At 62.1% G+C, this 14,605-nt stretch carries 10 protein-coding genes and 1 pseudogene; 4 read left to right on the top strand and 7 right to left on the bottom strand.

The genetic code is table 11. The features are described from left to right. From ACZM96_RS06305 to speA, 4 genes are all read right to left on the bottom strand, one after another. Nucleotides 1-881: carboxynorspermidine decarboxylase (locus ACZM96_RS06305; RefSeq protein WP_489487987.1), on the bottom strand; the 881-nt coding region annotated here is incomplete at its 3' end. A 231-nt stretch (nt 882-1,112) separates the two neighbouring features. Continuing rightward, nucleotides 1,113-1,331, bottom strand: coding sequence for a SlyX family protein (locus tag ACZM96_RS06300; protein ID WP_346665910.1), 219 nt, complete (start codon nt 1,329-1,331; stop codon nt 1,113-1,115). A gap of 150 nt (nt 1,332-1,481) precedes the next feature. Then, nucleotides 1,482-2,678, bottom strand: coding sequence for a saccharopine dehydrogenase family protein (locus tag ACZM96_RS06295; RefSeq protein WP_489487985.1), 1,197 nt, complete (start codon nt 2,676-2,678; stop codon nt 1,482-1,484). Between the two features lie 130 nt (nt 2,679-2,808). Next, nucleotides 2,809-4,710: a biosynthetic arginine decarboxylase gene (gene speA / locus ACZM96_RS06290; protein ID WP_489487983.1), complete on the bottom strand. Its 1,902-nt coding sequence runs from the start codon at nt 4,708-4,710 to the stop codon at nt 2,809-2,811. Between the two features lie 212 nt (nt 4,711-4,922). On the opposite strand from speA, the gene dinB reads away from it, so the two are divergent. Further along, nucleotides 4,923-6,182, top strand: coding sequence for a DNA polymerase IV (dinB, locus tag ACZM96_RS06285; protein WP_489487981.1), 1,260 nt, complete (start codon nt 4,923-4,925; stop codon nt 6,180-6,182). A gap of 352 nt (nt 6,183-6,534) precedes the next feature. Here the strand turns inward: dinB and ACZM96_RS06280 are convergent, their stop codons facing one another. After that, complete coding sequence (locus ACZM96_RS06280) at nt 6,535-7,257, bottom strand: septal ring lytic transglycosylase RlpA family protein (protein ID WP_489487979.1); 723 nt, start codon at nt 7,255-7,257, stop codon at nt 6,535-6,537. 384 nt (nt 7,258-7,641) lie between these two features. On the opposite strand from ACZM96_RS06280, the pseudogene secA reads away from it, so the two are divergent. The 3 genes and pseudogenes from secA to ACZM96_RS06265 all read left to right on the top strand — a co-directional run. Then, nucleotides 7,642-9,993, top strand: a pseudogene (secA, locus tag ACZM96_RS06275) (preprotein translocase subunit SecA); the annotation flags it as partial. Continuing rightward, nucleotides 9,979-10,386 (top strand): SEC-C metal-binding domain-containing protein, encoded by a 408-nt coding sequence (locus ACZM96_RS06270; RefSeq protein WP_489487989.1) that lies wholly within the window; start codon nt 9,979-9,981, stop codon nt 10,384-10,386. The pseudogene secA and the gene ACZM96_RS06270, both read left to right, overlap by 15 nt. 432 nt (nt 10,387-10,818) lie before the next feature. Continuing rightward, nucleotides 10,819-11,337, top strand: a complete 519-nt coding sequence (locus tag ACZM96_RS06265; RefSeq protein ID WP_489487978.1) for a GNAT family N-acetyltransferase — start codon at nt 10,819-10,821, stop codon at nt 11,335-11,337. 149 nt (nt 11,338-11,486) lie between these two features. Here the strand turns inward: ACZM96_RS06265 and pyrG are convergent, their stop codons facing one another. Together pyrG and ACZM96_RS06255 are read right to left on the bottom strand one after the other, a co-directional pair. Next, nucleotides 11,487-13,136: a CTP synthase gene (pyrG, locus tag ACZM96_RS06260; protein WP_489487977.1), complete on the bottom strand. Its 1,650-nt coding sequence runs from the start codon at nt 13,134-13,136 to the stop codon at nt 11,487-11,489. Nucleotides 13,137-13,587: 451 nt separating this feature from the next. After that, the gene (locus ACZM96_RS06255; RefSeq protein WP_489487976.1) at nt 13,588-14,361 is read right to left on the bottom strand and encodes a DUF169 domain-containing protein; all 774 of its coding nucleotides are present in this window, start codon (nt 14,359-14,361) and stop codon (nt 13,588-13,590) included. Nucleotides 14,362-14,605 lie beyond the last annotated feature (244 nt).

Genomic DNA, 14,605 nt, shown 5'->3' with positions numbered 1-14,605 from the left:
TGGCAGGCGGCGGAGGTGTCGAGAATGGCCACGGGCATGTCGGCCTGAACCACGTCGAGCACGGTGGCCACGAGCACGCCCGCGTTGAGGGCCACGGCCTCGCCGGGTTCAAGATAGACCTGCACATGGTAGGCGTCGCGCACGTGCTCGATGCAGCGGCACAGCAGTTCAATGTCGTAGTCGGCGCGGGTGATGTGGTGGCCGCCGCCGAAGTTGATCCACTTCATGCGGGAAAAGTATGCCCCGAAGTGCTTTTCCACGGCGTCCAGCGTGCGGGCCAGACTGTCGGCGTTCTGTTCGCAGAGCGTGTGGAAGTGCAGACCGCTTATGCCGTCCAGCGCGTGCGGATCCTTTTCGAGTTCGGCGTGGAAGGCGGCGGGACGAATGCCGAGACGGGAGCCCGGCGAGCAGGGGTCGTAGATGGGCACCGCGCCTTCCGAATGTTCGGGGTTGAGGCGCAGACCGCATTCAATGCTTATGCCGCGTTCCTGTTCGGCCTTCTGCACCAGCGGGCGGAACTTCTTCCACTGCGCGAAGGAGTTGAACACGATGTGGTCGGCGTAGCGCAGGGTTTCGGCAAGTTCCTCTTCGCTCCAGGCCGCGGCAAAGGCGTGCACTTCGCCGCAAAAATCCTCTTTGGCCAGTCTGGCTTCGTCGGGCGAGCTTGCGCAGCAGCCGTAGAGGGGGCCGCGCATGGCGCGCGAAAGCACGGGAAAGGTCATCCACTGGGAAAAGCACTTGAGCGCAAGCATGATTTTTGCGCCCGTGCGCTTCTGCACGTCGTCGAGAATGGCGACGTTCTTTCTCAGCATGGCAAGATCGGTGACGAAGCAGGGGGAAGGCCACGCTTCGGGACGGAGTTTGGCAAGATATTCGTTCATGGCGCTCGGAGGGTTGAAGGATGGGCGGATCGGTTCGGCAGGCCTGCATGCCGGGCCGAGGCAAAACGCGCTCGCGCAGGCGGTTCAGTCTTTCGGGCCGGGGGGCGCAGGGATTTCCCGCTGTCGGCTCCGCGCAGGTTCGCGCGGGGGCACAGGGCTTTCCCGTTGTCGGGGCGCGGGGCACAGGCGACGCGGGGGCGTTCCCGTTTCTTCCGCGTTTTTTGCGGGGCGCTAGTAGCGTTCCGGCATGTAGTGCGGAGGCAGCGTGTTGACCGGGCCGTCCTGCGCGTTCATGAGGGCGGTCACGTTTTCTTCCAGCTCGGCAAGGCGTTTTTCCAGCATGTCGAGCTGCTTCTGCTGACCGGTCAGGGCCTCGTTGAGCTGCGAGAGCAGCTTTTCCTGAAAATAGGCCAGTTCTTCGAGTCTGGCTATCTGTTCTTCGGCCGTCATGGCAACTCCGGGAACGAAAAAGCGGACGGGCGTGTCCCGGCCGCTTTCGTTTGTGCAGTCAAGGTTCGGAGCCCCGGAAACGCGCGGCGTCGAAAACGGCGCGGCAGGGCCGCGGCAAGGCGTCGTCGGCGTTCCGGGCTCCGCCGTCAATCAGAGGTCGGGTTCGGTGACCTTCCAGGGCAGACCGTACTTGCCGAGTTCTTCCAGGAAGGGATCGGGATCCATCTGTTCCATGTTCCACACGCCGGGCTTGTTCCACTTGCCGGTGACCATCATCATGGCGCCGACCATGGCGGGCACGCCGGTGGTGTAGGAAATGGCCTGCGAACCGAGTTCGCGGTAGCATTCCTGATGATCGCAGATGTTGTAGATGTACACGGTGCGCTTCTTGCCGTCCTTGACGCCGTGCATGAGGCAGCCGATGCAGGTCTTGCCCACGGTGCGCGGGCCGAGGGACGCGGGATCGGGCAGGAGCTTGGCGAGGAACTGCAGCGGCACGATGTCGTGCCCCTGGAACTTCACGGGCTCGATGCCGATGAGGCCCACGTTCTTGAACACCTGCAGGTGGTTCAGGTAGGCGTCGCCGAAGGTCATCCAGAAGCGGGCGCGGCGGATGCCCTTGAGGTTCTGCACGAGCGATTCGAGTTCCTCATGATACATGAGGTAGCAGTTGCGCTTGCCGATGCCTTCGGGGAAGTCGAAGTTCATCTTCCAGGAGAGGGGATCGGTTTCCACCCATTCGCCGCGTTCCCAGTAGCGGCCCTTGGCCGACACTTCGCGCAGGTTGATTTCGGGGTTGAAGTTGGTGGCGAAGGGCAGGCCGTGATCGCCGGCGTTGGCGTCGATGATGTCGAGCACGTTGATTTCGTCAAGAAGATGCTTCTGGGCGTAGGCGCAGAACACGTTGGTCACGCCGGGATCGAAGCCGGAGCCGAGCAGGGCGCAGAGACCGGCGTCCTTGAACTTCTGCTGATAGGCCCACTGCCACTTGTATTCGAAGTGGGCGTCGTTCGGCGGTTCGTAGTTGGCGGTGTCGAGATAGTTCACGCCGGCTTCGAGGCAGGCGTCCATGATGTGCAGATCCTGATAGGGCAGGGCGATGTTCATGACCAGATCGGGCTGCACGCGGCGGATGAGCGCCGTGAGTTCGGGCACGTTGTCGGCATCGACCTTGGCGGTTTCGATGTCGCGGCCGTAGCGTTCCTTGACGCTCGCGGCGATGGCGTCGCATTTGGCCTTGGTGCGGCTCGCGAGCACGATGTCGGTAAAAACGTCAGCGGCCTGTGCGCACTTGTGCGTGGCGACGGAGCTGACGCCGCCGGCGCCGATGATGAGTACCTTTGCCATGTTCTTGCTCCTTGCGGCATGAAGGGTTCAGAGGCGGAAAGAAACCGTGTTCCGAACGCCTTGATTGATAAAGGGGGAGAACGAGGTTCTCGGCCGTGGGACAGAGGCCGGAGAAGACTCCGGCGCTCTGCTAGCGTTCAAAGTAGGTGTAGCCGCGCAGGCCGTCTTCAAAGGCCTGCATGAGCTGATAGCGCTGCGTGGGCGTGATGCGGTTTTCGCGCACGGCGCGTTCCGCAGACTTGCGAATGCCCACGAGCACGCGGTGCGGATCGTATTCCACGTAGGCGAGGATGTCGGAAACGGAGTCGCCGTCGAGTTCGCGCACGAAGTCGTAGGTGCCGTCTTCCTGAATGCGCACGGAGACCACGTTGGTGTCGCCGAGCAGGTTGTGCAGATCGCCGAGGGTTTCCTGATAGGCGCCCACGAGGAAGGTGCCGAGATAGTATTCCTCGCCTTCCTTGAGCGGATGCAGTTCCAGGGTGGTCTTGAGGCCCTGCGGATCAATGAAGTGGGAGATGCGTCCGTCGCTGTCGCAGGTGAGGTCGGAGAGAATGCCCTGGCGTTCGGGGAATTCGTTGAGCCGGTGAATGGGCATGACCGGGAAGAGCTGATCGATGGCCCAGCTGTCGGGCAGCGACTGGAACACGCTGAAGTTGCAGTAGTAGATGTCCGCGAGCATGGAGTCGATTTCGTTGAGCTCCTTGGGAATGTACTTCACGCGGTTCTTTTCTTCGGAGAGCACGCGCATGATGGCCCAGTAGAAGCGTTCGGCGAGCGTTCTCTGACGCAGGGTGACGCGGCCGGTGATGAAGAGCTGACGCATTTCGTCGTAGTAGTAGATGGCGTCGTTGTAGGCTTCCTGGAGGTTGCGCGGATTGATGTTCTGAAGGGTTTCCTTCAGGTTGCGCACGGGTTCGGGAGCGTCTTCGGGGAGCTCTTCGGGCAGGCTTCCCACTTCGATGAGGCTCACGTCGAGCACGTTGAAGAGCAGAATGGAATAGTAGGCCACGGTGGCGCGGCCCGATTCCGTGACGATGTGCGGATGCGCGATGCCCTGCGCGTCGAGAATGGTCATGACGGCTTCCACCACGTCGGTGCAGTATTCGAGCATGGTGTAGTTGCGGGAGCTCACGTAGTTGGTGTGCGAGCCGTCGTAGTCCACGGCGAGGCCGCCGCCGAGGTCGAGATAGCCCATGGCGGCGCCTTCCTGCACGAGGCTTGCGTAGATGCGCGTAGCTTCCATGACCGCAGCGCGGATGTCGCGGATGTTGGGCACCTGCGAGCCGAGGTGATAGTGCATGAGCTTGAGGGTGTCGAGCATGTCGTGTTCCTTGAGGATGTCCACGACGTCCACGATCTGGGCGGAGGTGAGGCCGAAGGCGGAACGTTCGCCGCCCGATTCCGACCAGTGACCGCTGGCCTTGGTGCTGAGCTTCACGCGCACGCCGATCTGCGGGCGGATGTTCATGCGCTTGGCCTCTTCGAGAATGACCTCGAGTTCGCCGGGCATTTCGAGCACGAAGATGACGTTGAAGCCCATGCTGAGGGCGTGCAGGCCGAGATCGATGAATTCTTCGTCCTTGTAGCCGTTGCAGATGAGGCAGGCTTCGCGGCTCTTGAGCTGGCTGATGGCGGCGATGAGTTCGGCCTTGGAACCGACTTCGAGGCCGTGATGGTAGGCCGCGCCGTACTGGGCGATTTTTTCCACCACCTGCTGCTGCTGATTCACCTTGATGGGGAACACGCCGCGGTAGTCGCCCTTGTAGCCGAGCTCGCTGATGGCGGCGCGGAAAGTCTGATGAAGAAGGGATATCTGGGAGTCCAGAATGTTTTCAATGCGCAGCAGCACGGGCAGGTCGTACCCGCGTTCCTTGAGCTCGCGGATGATTTCCAGAACGCTGACTTCCGGGCCGCCTTCGCGGCCGAACGGGCGGATGACCACTTCGCCCTTTTCGGAGATGTCGAAATATCCGGAACTCCAGTTGCGGATGCCGTACAGATCAACGGAATCCTCCACGGTCCACTTCTGCATAGATTTCTTTCTGGCCAACGATCCTGACTCCTTATGGGATGGGAAAAGAGGGGCGGCTACGCCCCGGAAGGTTGCCCTTTTCAGCGCGCAAGGGCATGATGACGACAGGTACTTCTTCCTTAGAGAGAGCGCCCCCCCTTGTCAAGGACAATCCTCGGAAAGGGGCCTTCTGTAACTATATTGTCATACTTGGCCGCGGCCTTTTCGGGAGGATGAGGGTGTCGCCTTCGCAGCGCTGGATCATGCACATGGACATGGATGCCTTTTTCGCATCCATCGAACAGCTCGACAATCCGTCGCTGCGGGGGCGGGCCGTGGTGGTCGGGGGCGATCATCGGGGCGTGGTGAGCACGTGTTCCTACGAGGCGCGCCGTTTCGGGGTGCATTCGGCCATGTCCATCGCGGAGGCGAAGAGGCGCTGCCCGCAGGCTGTGTACGTGCGGCCGCGGATGCGCCGCTATGCGGAGGTGTCGGCGCTTGTGCGCGAAACGCTGGAGCGCTTTTCGCCGAAGGTGGAGATGGCGTCGGTGGACGAAGCCTATCTGGACGCCACGGGCCTTGAGCGGCTGTTCGGCCCGGTGGATGAGATGGGGCGCGCGCTCAAGGCGGCGGTAAAGGAGGCCACGGGCGGCCTCACCTGTTCCGTGGGCATTGCGCCGGTGAAGTTTCTGGCGAAGATTGCCTCGGAGCAGCGCAAGCCCGACGGTCTTTTTCTGCTTGCGCCGGAGAAGACGGCCGATTTTCTGGCCGCCCTTTCGGTGACGGCCGTGCCCGGCGTGGGACGGCGTTTTTCCGAGGAGCTTGCAAGGCTCGGGGTGAAGACGTGCGGCGACGTGTCGCGCTACGGCGAGGAGTTCTGGCGGCGGCGCTACGGCAAGGCCGGGGTCGTGCTCTGGGAGCGGGCGCACGGCGAGGATCCGCGCGAGGTGGTGCCGTGGACGCCGCCCAAGTCGGAGAGCGCGGAATCGACGCTCGATGTGGATACGCGCGACAGGGAGGTGCTGCGCACCTGGATTCTGCGTCATGCCGAACGGGTGGGGGCGTCGCTGCGGCGTCAGGGGCTGGCCGGGCGCACGGTGACGCTCAAGATAAAGTACGCGGATTTTCATCAGATCACGCGGCAGGTCACGCTGGATCGCCGGATATGCAGCACGGAGAGCATTTACGAGACGGCCTGCGCCGTGCTGGACGGGCTGGATTTGACTGACAGGGTGCGTCTTGTGGGCGTCGGGGTGTCGGGCTTTGAAGCGGGTGCGCCGAAGCAGCTTTCGCTCATGCCGGCAAAGGAGCCGGAAAAGGACGAGGCCAGACGCGGACGGCTGAACATGGCCGTGGACGCGCTGCGTTCCCGCTACGGCGGCGGCGCGGTGATGCGGGGAAGGCTCTTTGAGGCGCAGCAGGAGGAGGATCCCGCGGAGACCGAGCGCCGCAGGGACCGCGCCGAGGGACGGATGCTGCGGGAGAAGCACTGAAAAAAGAAGACGCGGAACGCCCGGAGCCGGGCCGAATTTGGGGCATCCGCAGAAAGAGGCGCAGCAGGCCGGGGAAGAGAGCTGTTTTGGCGTGGAAGGCGCGGCGCGTGGAACGAGGCCCGGGGCGTTTGCCGCTTTGCAGCGGGGTCGGGTATCGCCTCAGGCGCAACGCCTGCTTGCAGCGGAGCTCGATGTTCTTTCGAGCGCGGAGAGCCTGAGGGGTGAAGGCGCGGGCCGCCGGAAGGCCGCGCGGCAGGGCGCGCCCGCAGGTCTGTGAAGGCTTCCGCGGTCGGCAAATTTTTATGTTATTGCGTGATGGTCGCGCCGGAACGTTGCCGCGCCTGCGGGAGTGCTATTCCGCAATCACGAACAGGCCCCGGTAGCGGAGACTCAGCGAACGCGCCGTTTTCTCGGCGATGGAGCGGGAGTGATAGGGGCCGAGCTGCACGAAGTTCAGATCGTTGCCGTCGTGTCGCGCGATGCGGCAGCCGTAGCCCTGCGTGCGCATGAAGTCCGCGAGGTTCACGGCGCGCGGCCGCTCGCGGAACGAGCCTATCTGCACGTAGAACAGGCCGAGCATGTCGCCGTCCGGGGTGAAGAGGGAAGGTTCGCCGCCGCGCTCAAGCGAGACGAGGCGCACGCGCGCCGTGCCTTTGCCTATCATGCCGAGGTCGCGCGCCGCAGCGCGGGAAAGGTCGATGATGCGGCTGTCCACAAAGGGGCCCCGGTCGTTGATGCGCACTTCCGTGGTGCGGCCGTTGTCCAGATTGATGACCCTGAGGCGCGTGCCGAAGGGCAGCAGCTTGTGCGCGGCCGTCATGGCGTTCTGATTGTAGCGTTCGCCGTTGGACGTGGTTTTGCCGTGAAAGCCCGGACCGTACCAGGAGGCCACGCCGGTTTCCACGAAGTTGCGCGCCGACTGCAGCGGATAATAGGTTTTCCCGCGCACAGTGTAGGCCTTGGTTCCCCGGTAGCGGCCGTTCTGATAGCCGTTTTTGGAGGAACAGCCGCCGACAAGGGCGGCCGCGACGAAAAGGCACACAAGCACGAAAAGTGATCGACGTATGTTGAACATGGGCATCTGTTGAAGCGTCCCCGAAATCCGGCACACCATGTGCCCGGCGACGGGCGGCGTTTCGGCCATCATGAGGCATGCGCGACAATTTGTCCAGAGCGCTTGTGCGCAGCCTTGCCGTCTTTTCCCCGGGGCTTCGGTTGCGGCGTCTTGCCGCCGCATGGAGGCGGGAGTCGGAGCGGCTCGCCGCGTCGCAGCAGGCGTTTTCTCCGCTCTTTTTTGCGCGATACTTTGCGTGCTCCTGCCGTTGCCTCTGCCGGACGCGGGCGGAAGAAAGGGGCCGCGCCGGGAAAATATGCGGAAAAGTGGGCGATGACCATTTGCCAAATACAAGGCCTTGACTTATCTTCTGCCTTGTTCCAACGACATTTTCTGGAGATACCCATGATCAAGTTCCTGATCGGCAAAATATTCGGTACCCGTAACGAACGCTACCTTCGTTCTCTGCGACCCAAGCTGAAGAAGTGCAACGCCCTTGAACCTCAGATGAAGGCGCTCACCGACGAGGAGATTCCCGCAAAGCTCGCGGAATACCGCGACCAGGTGCAGAACGGCGGCCGCTCGCTCGACGACGTGCTGCCCGAAGTGTTCGCTCTGGTGCGCGAAGCCTCTTCGCGCGTGATGGGCATGCGTCATTACGACGTGCAGCTTGTGGGCGGCATGGTGCTTCACGCCGGAAAGATTGCGGAAATGAAGACCGGCGAAGGCAAAACCCTTGTGGCCACGCTTCCCGTGGTACTCAACGCGCTTTCCGGCAAGGGCGTCCACGTGGTCACCGTGAACGACTACCTCGCCCGCCGCGACGCGGAGTGGATGGGCCGTCTGTACAACTTCCTCGGACTGAGCGTGGGCGTCATCGTGCAGGGCCTCACCGACGAGGAGCGCAAGGCCGCCTACGCCTGCGACATCACCTACGGCACCAACAACGAATTCGGCTTCGACTACCTGCGCGACAACATGAAGTTCTACGCCGAGCAGCTTGTGCAGCGCGGCCACAACTTCGCCATCGTGGACGAAGTGGACTCCATTCTCATCGACGAAGCGCGCACCCCGCTCATCATTTCCGGCGCGAGCGACGAATCCACCGAGCTGTATCAGGCCATGGACGCCGTGGTTCGTCAGCTCAAGGCCGAGGAAGACTACACCATCGACGAAAAGTCCAAGACGGCCATGCTCACCGACGCGGGCGTGGCCAAGTGCGAAAAGATTCTCGGCATCGAGAACCTGTTCGATCCGGCGAGCATCGCCTATCAGCATCACATTCTTCAGTCGCTCAAGGCGCATCACTGCTTCAAGCGCGACGTGGACTACATCGTGAGCGACGAGGGCAAGGTGGTCATCGTGGACGAGTTCACGGGCCGACTCATGCCCGGCCGCCGTTTCAGCGACGGTCTGCATCAGGCGCTCGAAGCCAAGGAAGGCGTGAAGGTCGAGGCCGAAAACCAGACGCTCGCCAGCATCACCTTCCAGAACTACTTCCGCATGTACGACAAGCTCGCGGGCATGACCGGCACGGCCCAGACCGAAGCCGTGGAATTCGACCAGATCTATCATCTGGAAACCATCACCATTCCCACGAACAAGCCCATGATCCGCAAGGATCTGCCCGACCTCATCTTCCGCACGCAGCGGGAAAAGTATCACGCCATCATCGAGTCCATCAAGGAACTCTACAAGACCGGGCAGCCCGTGCTGGTGGGCACGATTTCCATTGAAACTTCCGAACTGCTTTCCTCCATGCTCAAGAAGGAAGGCGTGCCGCACAGCGTGCTGAACGCCAAGCATCACGCCGAAGAAGCCGCCATCGTGGCGCAGGCCGGTCAGAAGGGCCACGTGACCATCGCCACCAACATGGCCGGCCGCGGCACCGACATCGTGCTCGGCGAGGGCGTGAAGGAACTCGGCGGTCTGCACATTCTGGGCACGGAACGTCATGAAAGCCGCCGCATCGACAATCAGCTGCGCGGCCGCGCCGGTCGTCAGGGCGATCCGGGTTCCTCCCGCTTCTACCTCTCGCTGGAAGACAACCTCATGCGCATTTTCGGTTCGGAACGCATTTCCGGCCTCATGGAAAAGCTGGGCATGAAGGAAGGCGAGCCCATCGAGAACCGCATGGTGTCCAAGGCCATCGAAAACGCGCAGAAGCGCGTGGAAGGCCACAACTTTGAAATCCGCAAGACGCTGCTCGACTACGACAACGTCATGAACCAGCAGCGCGAGGTGATCTACACCCTGCGCCGCGATCTCATGCAGCTGCCCGACGTGGAAGGCGTGCTCTTCGACTTCGTGGACGAGGTGCTGGACAACATCTATCAGCCCGTGGAAGCGCACAAGGAAGCGCCCGACGCGCAGATGTGCACCGAGGTGAACAGCCGCCTCATGGAAACGCTGAACATCGCGCGCACCATGCCCGATCTGACCATGAGCGCCATTCCTTCGCGCGAGCAGTCGCTTGAGGCCGTGAAGAAGATATTCCAGGAGCTGCACGAGGAAGCCGGCCCCGTGTACAACGATATTCTGCGCTACTTCCTGCTGGAGTCCCTGGACCGCTGCTGGAAGGATCATCTGCGCGCCATGGACTACCTGCGCGAAGGCATAGGCCTGCGCGGCTACGCCCAGCGCGATCCCAAGCGCGAGTACCAGAGCGAAGGTCTGGCCATGTTCAAGGAGATGCTGTTCCGCATCCATGAGGGCGCGCTGACCTCGCTCACGCACGTGCGCATGAGACGTGTGGAAGCCGAAGAAGCGGCCCCCGCCGAAGGCGCGGAAGGCGAAGCCGGAGCGCAGGCTGCCGAAACTGCGCCCGCCGAAGCCTCTGCCGAACAGGCTCCTTCTCAGGAAGCCGCGCCGGAGAGCGCGCCTGCCGAGCCTCAGCAGCCCGAACCTGCCGCGGAACCGGAGCCCGAGGCCGAACCTCAGCCCGAGGCAAAAGCCGAAGCGGAGCCTCAGAAGGCCGAGCCCGTGCTGAACCTGCGCCACAAGACCGATCCCGCCGCTCTGGGCGACGGCGGAGCCTCCGCCGCGAAGGAGGAGCATCACATGTACAACGGCGTGAAGGTCGGCCGGAACGATCCCTGCCCCTGCGGCAGCGGCAAGAAGTTCAAGAAGTGCTGCGGCAGAAACCTGTAATGCGCTGACATTCTCCCCGCGGCGTCTTCGGATTCCGCGGGGATTTTTGTATCCTGCGCAGGCGGGTATGGCGCGCGTCGCCCGATATGCCGAAAGGCGCGTGTGTTTGCGCGAGGCTGCGGGGCGGCGTGAAGCCGGAAGCTCGGCAGGGCAGGGAAACGCTTTTCCGGCCTCCCGGCAGCGGAACTGACGCCGGGGCCGCGGAAGCGGCGCACGAACGGATGCCTCGAACGCTTCGGGCGCGAAGCGTCGAGCAGAAGGGCGGGAGTTCGGAGAAACGCCGAGTGCCGCCCGGCGGATGCGTCCTTGCGGGTGCTGGCGTGGGAGACCTGTGCCGCGTACGGGCGCTGTGCAGTGTTGCAGGCACAAGGCATGAGCGAGAACGCCCCCGCAGGGCAAAGACAAACGGCGAAGAGAAAAGGAGGCGAGGCGATGATACGCAGAGCGATGGAAAGCGACGTTGACGCGGTGGAGCGACACTACACCGAGCTGCTGACCTTTGAGCAGGAGCACGGCAGCAGCACCAACTGGGAGCTTGGCGTGTATCCCACCCGGGCCGTGGCGGAAAAGGGCGTGAAGGACGGCACGCTGTACGTGCTGGAAGAGAACGGCGAGGCCTGCGCCAGCATGATCCTCAACCATGTGCAGCTCGACGCCTACGCCTCGATCCCTTGGGAATATGCGGCGGAGCCGGACAAGGTGCTGGTCATTCACACGCTGTGCGTGCCGCCCTCGCAGGCGGGGAAGGGAATCGGAAAGCGCATGGTGCTCTTTGCGCTGGAAGAGGCGGCGCGGCGCGGCTGCGAGGTGATGCGCCTCGACACCTGGGAGAACAACAAGCCCGCCGCAAACCTGTACCTCAGGCTGGGCTTCCGCTACGCCGGAAAGGCCGCGGTGATGTTTGAGGGAGCCATTGCGGAGAATCTGATTTTTCTGGAAAAGCGCATCTGACGGCGCAAGGCGCGCTCTTTGACGCAGCCTGTTCCGGCTGCGCCTGCAGGCGGCGCCGAACAGAGCAGCATAGAAGGAGTTTCCACGAAAAAGGCGGGGAGGAACGTGAGTTCCTCCCCGCCTTCTTTTACAGCAATGAGAGCCCCGGCTTACTTCTTCTTGGACTGCTTCACCGCAGCGGCGATGAAGTCCTTGAACAGCGGATGCGCGTGCATGGGACGGGACTTGAATTCAGGATGGAACTGGCAGCCCACGAACCAGGGATGATCGGGCAGTTCCACGATTTCCACGAGCGTGCCGTCGGGCGAGGTGCCGCTGAACACCATGCCGTGCTGGCTGAGGGTTTCGCGGAAGGCGTTGTTGAATTCGTAACGATGACGATGACGTTCGGAGATTTCTTCCTGCTTGTAGGCTTCGGCGGCCTTGGTGCCGGGCAGCAGGGCGCAGGGATACGCGCCGAGGCGCAGGGTGCCGCCCTTGTTGCTGGCTTCGTCGCGCACTTCCACGGAGTTCTTGCGGAAGTCGTACCATTCGGTCATGAGGTAGATGACCTTTTCATCGGTGAGCGGATCGAATTCCTCGGAATTGGCCTTGGAAAGACCGGCCACGTGACGGGCGAATTCGATGACGGCGCACTGCATGCCGAGGCAGATGCCGAAGAAGGGAATCTTGTTTTCGCGGGCGTAGCGGATGGCTTCAATCTTGCCTTCCACGCCGCGGTAGCCGAAGCCGCCGGGCACGAGGATGCCGTCGCAGCCCTTGAAGATTTCGCGGGTGTTGTCGGCGGTGACTTCTTCGGAATTGACGTATTTCAGATTGACGGAAACATGGTTGGCCACGCCGGCGTGAACGAGGGCTTCGTGCAGGCTCTTGTAGGCTTCCTTGAGATCGACGTACTTGCCCACGATGGCGATGTTCACCTTGTTCTTGGCGGCTTCGTCGAAGTCGTTCATGAGCTTGATCCAGCCGGAGAGGTCGGCGTTGCGCGCAGGCAGGCGCATCATGATGGCCACCTTCTGGTCGAAGCCTTCCTCATAGAACTTGAGCGGCACGCCGTACACGTTCTTCACGTCCACGGAGGTGAACACGGCGTCTTCGTCCACGTTGCAGAACAGGGCGATCTTCTTCTTGAGTTCGGAAGGAATGGTCTGCTCGCAGCGGCAGAGAATGATGTCGGGCTGAATGCCGATGGAAAGCAGTTCCTTCACGCTGTGCTGCGTGGGCTTGGTCTTGTATTCGCCCGCGGCGTGCAGATAGGGCACGAGGGTGAGGTGAATGTTCAGGCAGTTGTTGCGGCCGATGTCGGAACGGAGCTGGCGGATGGCTTCGAGGAAGGGCAGGCCTTCGATGTCGCCCACCGTGCCGCCGATTTCGATGATGGCCACGTCGGGGGGATTGTCGCCTTCGGTGAGGCTCAGGATGGTGCGCTTGATTTCATCGGTGATGTGCGGAATCACCTGCACGGTGCCGCCGAGATAGTCGCCGCGGCGTTCCTTGTTGATGACGTTGTAGTAGATGCGTCCGGAAGTGGTGTTGTTGCGCTGGGACAGGGAAACGTCGAGATAGCGTTCGTAGTGGCCGAGGTCGAGGTCGGTTTCCGCGCCGTCGTCGGTCACATAGACTTCGCCGTGCTGGAAGGGATTCATGGTGTCGGGGTCGACGTTGATGTAGGGGTCGAGCTTCTGGATGGTCACGGAAAGGCCGCGGGCCTTCAGCAGAGCGCCAAGCGAAGCCGAGGCCAGTCCTTTTCCGAGAGAGGAAAGCACACCGCCGGTAACAAAAATGAATTTGGTTTTCATGAATGAGCCCTTCTATGGAAAATTGATGGGAAATTTAAATAATAAACGTACCTTCCTGCCCTGTTTTCAGCGGAAAGGCACCCCGATGACGCATTGCGCTCTTGTCCCTTATACTTGATAGCCCCCGGGAAAGAAAGCACTAAATCACGCCTTCGGAAAATTTTTCCTCCGTCCCCGGAAAGGGACGCCCTCGTCGCAAACGCCGGATGTTCTGCGTCGCGCACGGGGAGCGGAGCGCCATGTTCCCCGTGACCGCCAAAGAGGCTCTCCGACCTGCGCCGGAAGGTTTCCTTTTGCGCTTTCAAGGCGCAACCTTTCGTTTTCCCTCGAAAAAACGGAAAGCTGCAACGCCTTGTCGTCTGTTTTGCCCGAAGGCGGAAAGACAAATGTTCCGTCGCTTTTTCTGCTGAAAAAGAAAAAGCGAGCGCTGCTCCCGCGAGACATTCGCGCATCATCTCGACGCGGCCTCTTCCCAGACTTTCCGGCTTCTGTCAATCTTTTTTCTTACGCCGGCCCAGGTTTTCCCGGTGAGGAAGGAGCGGGGAAAGGCTTCCTGCATGGCGAGCAGCACGTCCGCCGTCACGGTAAAGGAAAGCTCGTCCGCGGCCATGAAGGGGCGGCACGACGGATCGGAACCGCCGACCACGGCCTTTTTGAGGCCACGCCGCCGCCAGCTGAGCGGCCAGGCGAAAATGTTGGCGCAGCCGGAGCCGAAGGGCATGACCACGGCGTTGTGATCGTCGAGGGCGAATCCGGCGAGCATGGACAGACCTGTGAGCACCTCGCCCCGGCAGCGGAAGGTGACGAGCAGCGGCTCTTCGCCTTCGGCAAACTGAGAGAGGGGGCGCGCCGCGCAGAAGGGCGCGGGGGCGGGCTGCACGTCGATGTCGCGGAGAAATCGGCGCATGGAATCGGGCGAGGGGAGATAGCGTTCGCCTTCTCCGCCTTCCCATCCGGTGGTGACGAAGTGAACGATGCGCTCCGGCGCGGGAAGCCGGTAGCCGAGATAGACCCATCCGCCCATGCAGGTGCATGCGTCGGCGGCGAAGTGGACGCAGGTTTTCCTGTCAAAGGCTAGGCGCAGATAGTTGATGATGCAGGCGTGTCCCCTGTCCGGCGGGGGAGTGAGAGAGGATGAGGGAGCCTTTTCGGCGTAGAAGACGCCCAGCGGCTCTTCGCAGCCGAGCAGCTCAAACATGTTCTGAAGGCGTGAGGTGTCCAGCATGTCGGCTCCTCTGTGACAAGGTGCGCGGAATAATAAAGCGTACAGGACGGAAGATGCCGTGTCAACGCAGCGCCCCGGCAGCCTCGCGTTGCCCTTTCCCGTCTTTTCCTGCCCCATAAAAAAAAGAAGCCGACACGACCGGAACCTTGTTCCGAAGCCGTGCCGACTCCCTGATGAAAAGTTTTGAAAGGAAGGATGGGGGCCCGGGGGAAGGAGGGAAAACTTTTTAATTGGGGGGCGCAAC

Source organism: Mailhella sp. (assembly GCF_057866825.1).
The sequence above is the reverse complement of the archived record's forward strand: the minus strand, read 5'-3'. Positions and strand labels throughout refer to the sequence as shown.

Excerpts from the sequence above, each read along its gene's own strand:
- pyrG (WP_489487977.1), bottom strand. The coding sequence starts at position 13,136 with ATGAAAACCAAATTCATTTTTGTTACCGGCGGTGTGCTTTCCTCTCTC.
- ACZM96_RS06265 (WP_489487978.1), top strand. The coding sequence starts at position 10,819 with ATGATACGCAGAGCGATGGAAAGCGACGTTGACGCGGTGGAGCGACAC.
- dinB (WP_489487981.1), top strand. The coding sequence starts at position 4,923 with ATGAGGGTGTCGCCTTCGCAGCGCTGGATCATGCACATGGACATGGAT.
- ACZM96_RS06270 (WP_489487989.1), top strand. The coding sequence starts at position 9,979 with ATGAGACGTGTGGAAGCCGAAGAAGCGGCCCCCGCCGAAGGCGCGGAA.
- ACZM96_RS06295 (WP_489487985.1), bottom strand. The coding sequence starts at position 2,678 with ATGGCAAAGGTACTCATCATCGGCGCCGGCGGCGTCAGCTCCGTCGCC.
- speA (WP_489487983.1), bottom strand. The coding sequence starts at position 4,710 with ATGCAGAAGTGGACCGTGGAGGATTCCGTTGATCTGTACGGCATCCGC.
- ACZM96_RS06300 (WP_346665910.1), bottom strand. The coding sequence starts at position 1,331 with ATGACGGCCGAAGAACAGATAGCCAGACTCGAAGAACTGGCCTATTTT.
- ACZM96_RS06280 (WP_489487979.1), bottom strand. The coding sequence starts at position 7,257 with ATGTTCAACATACGTCGATCACTTTTCGTGCTTGTGTGCCTTTTCGTC.
- ACZM96_RS06255 (WP_489487976.1), bottom strand. The coding sequence starts at position 14,361 with ATGCTGGACACCTCACGCCTTCAGAACATGTTTGAGCTGCTCGGCTGC.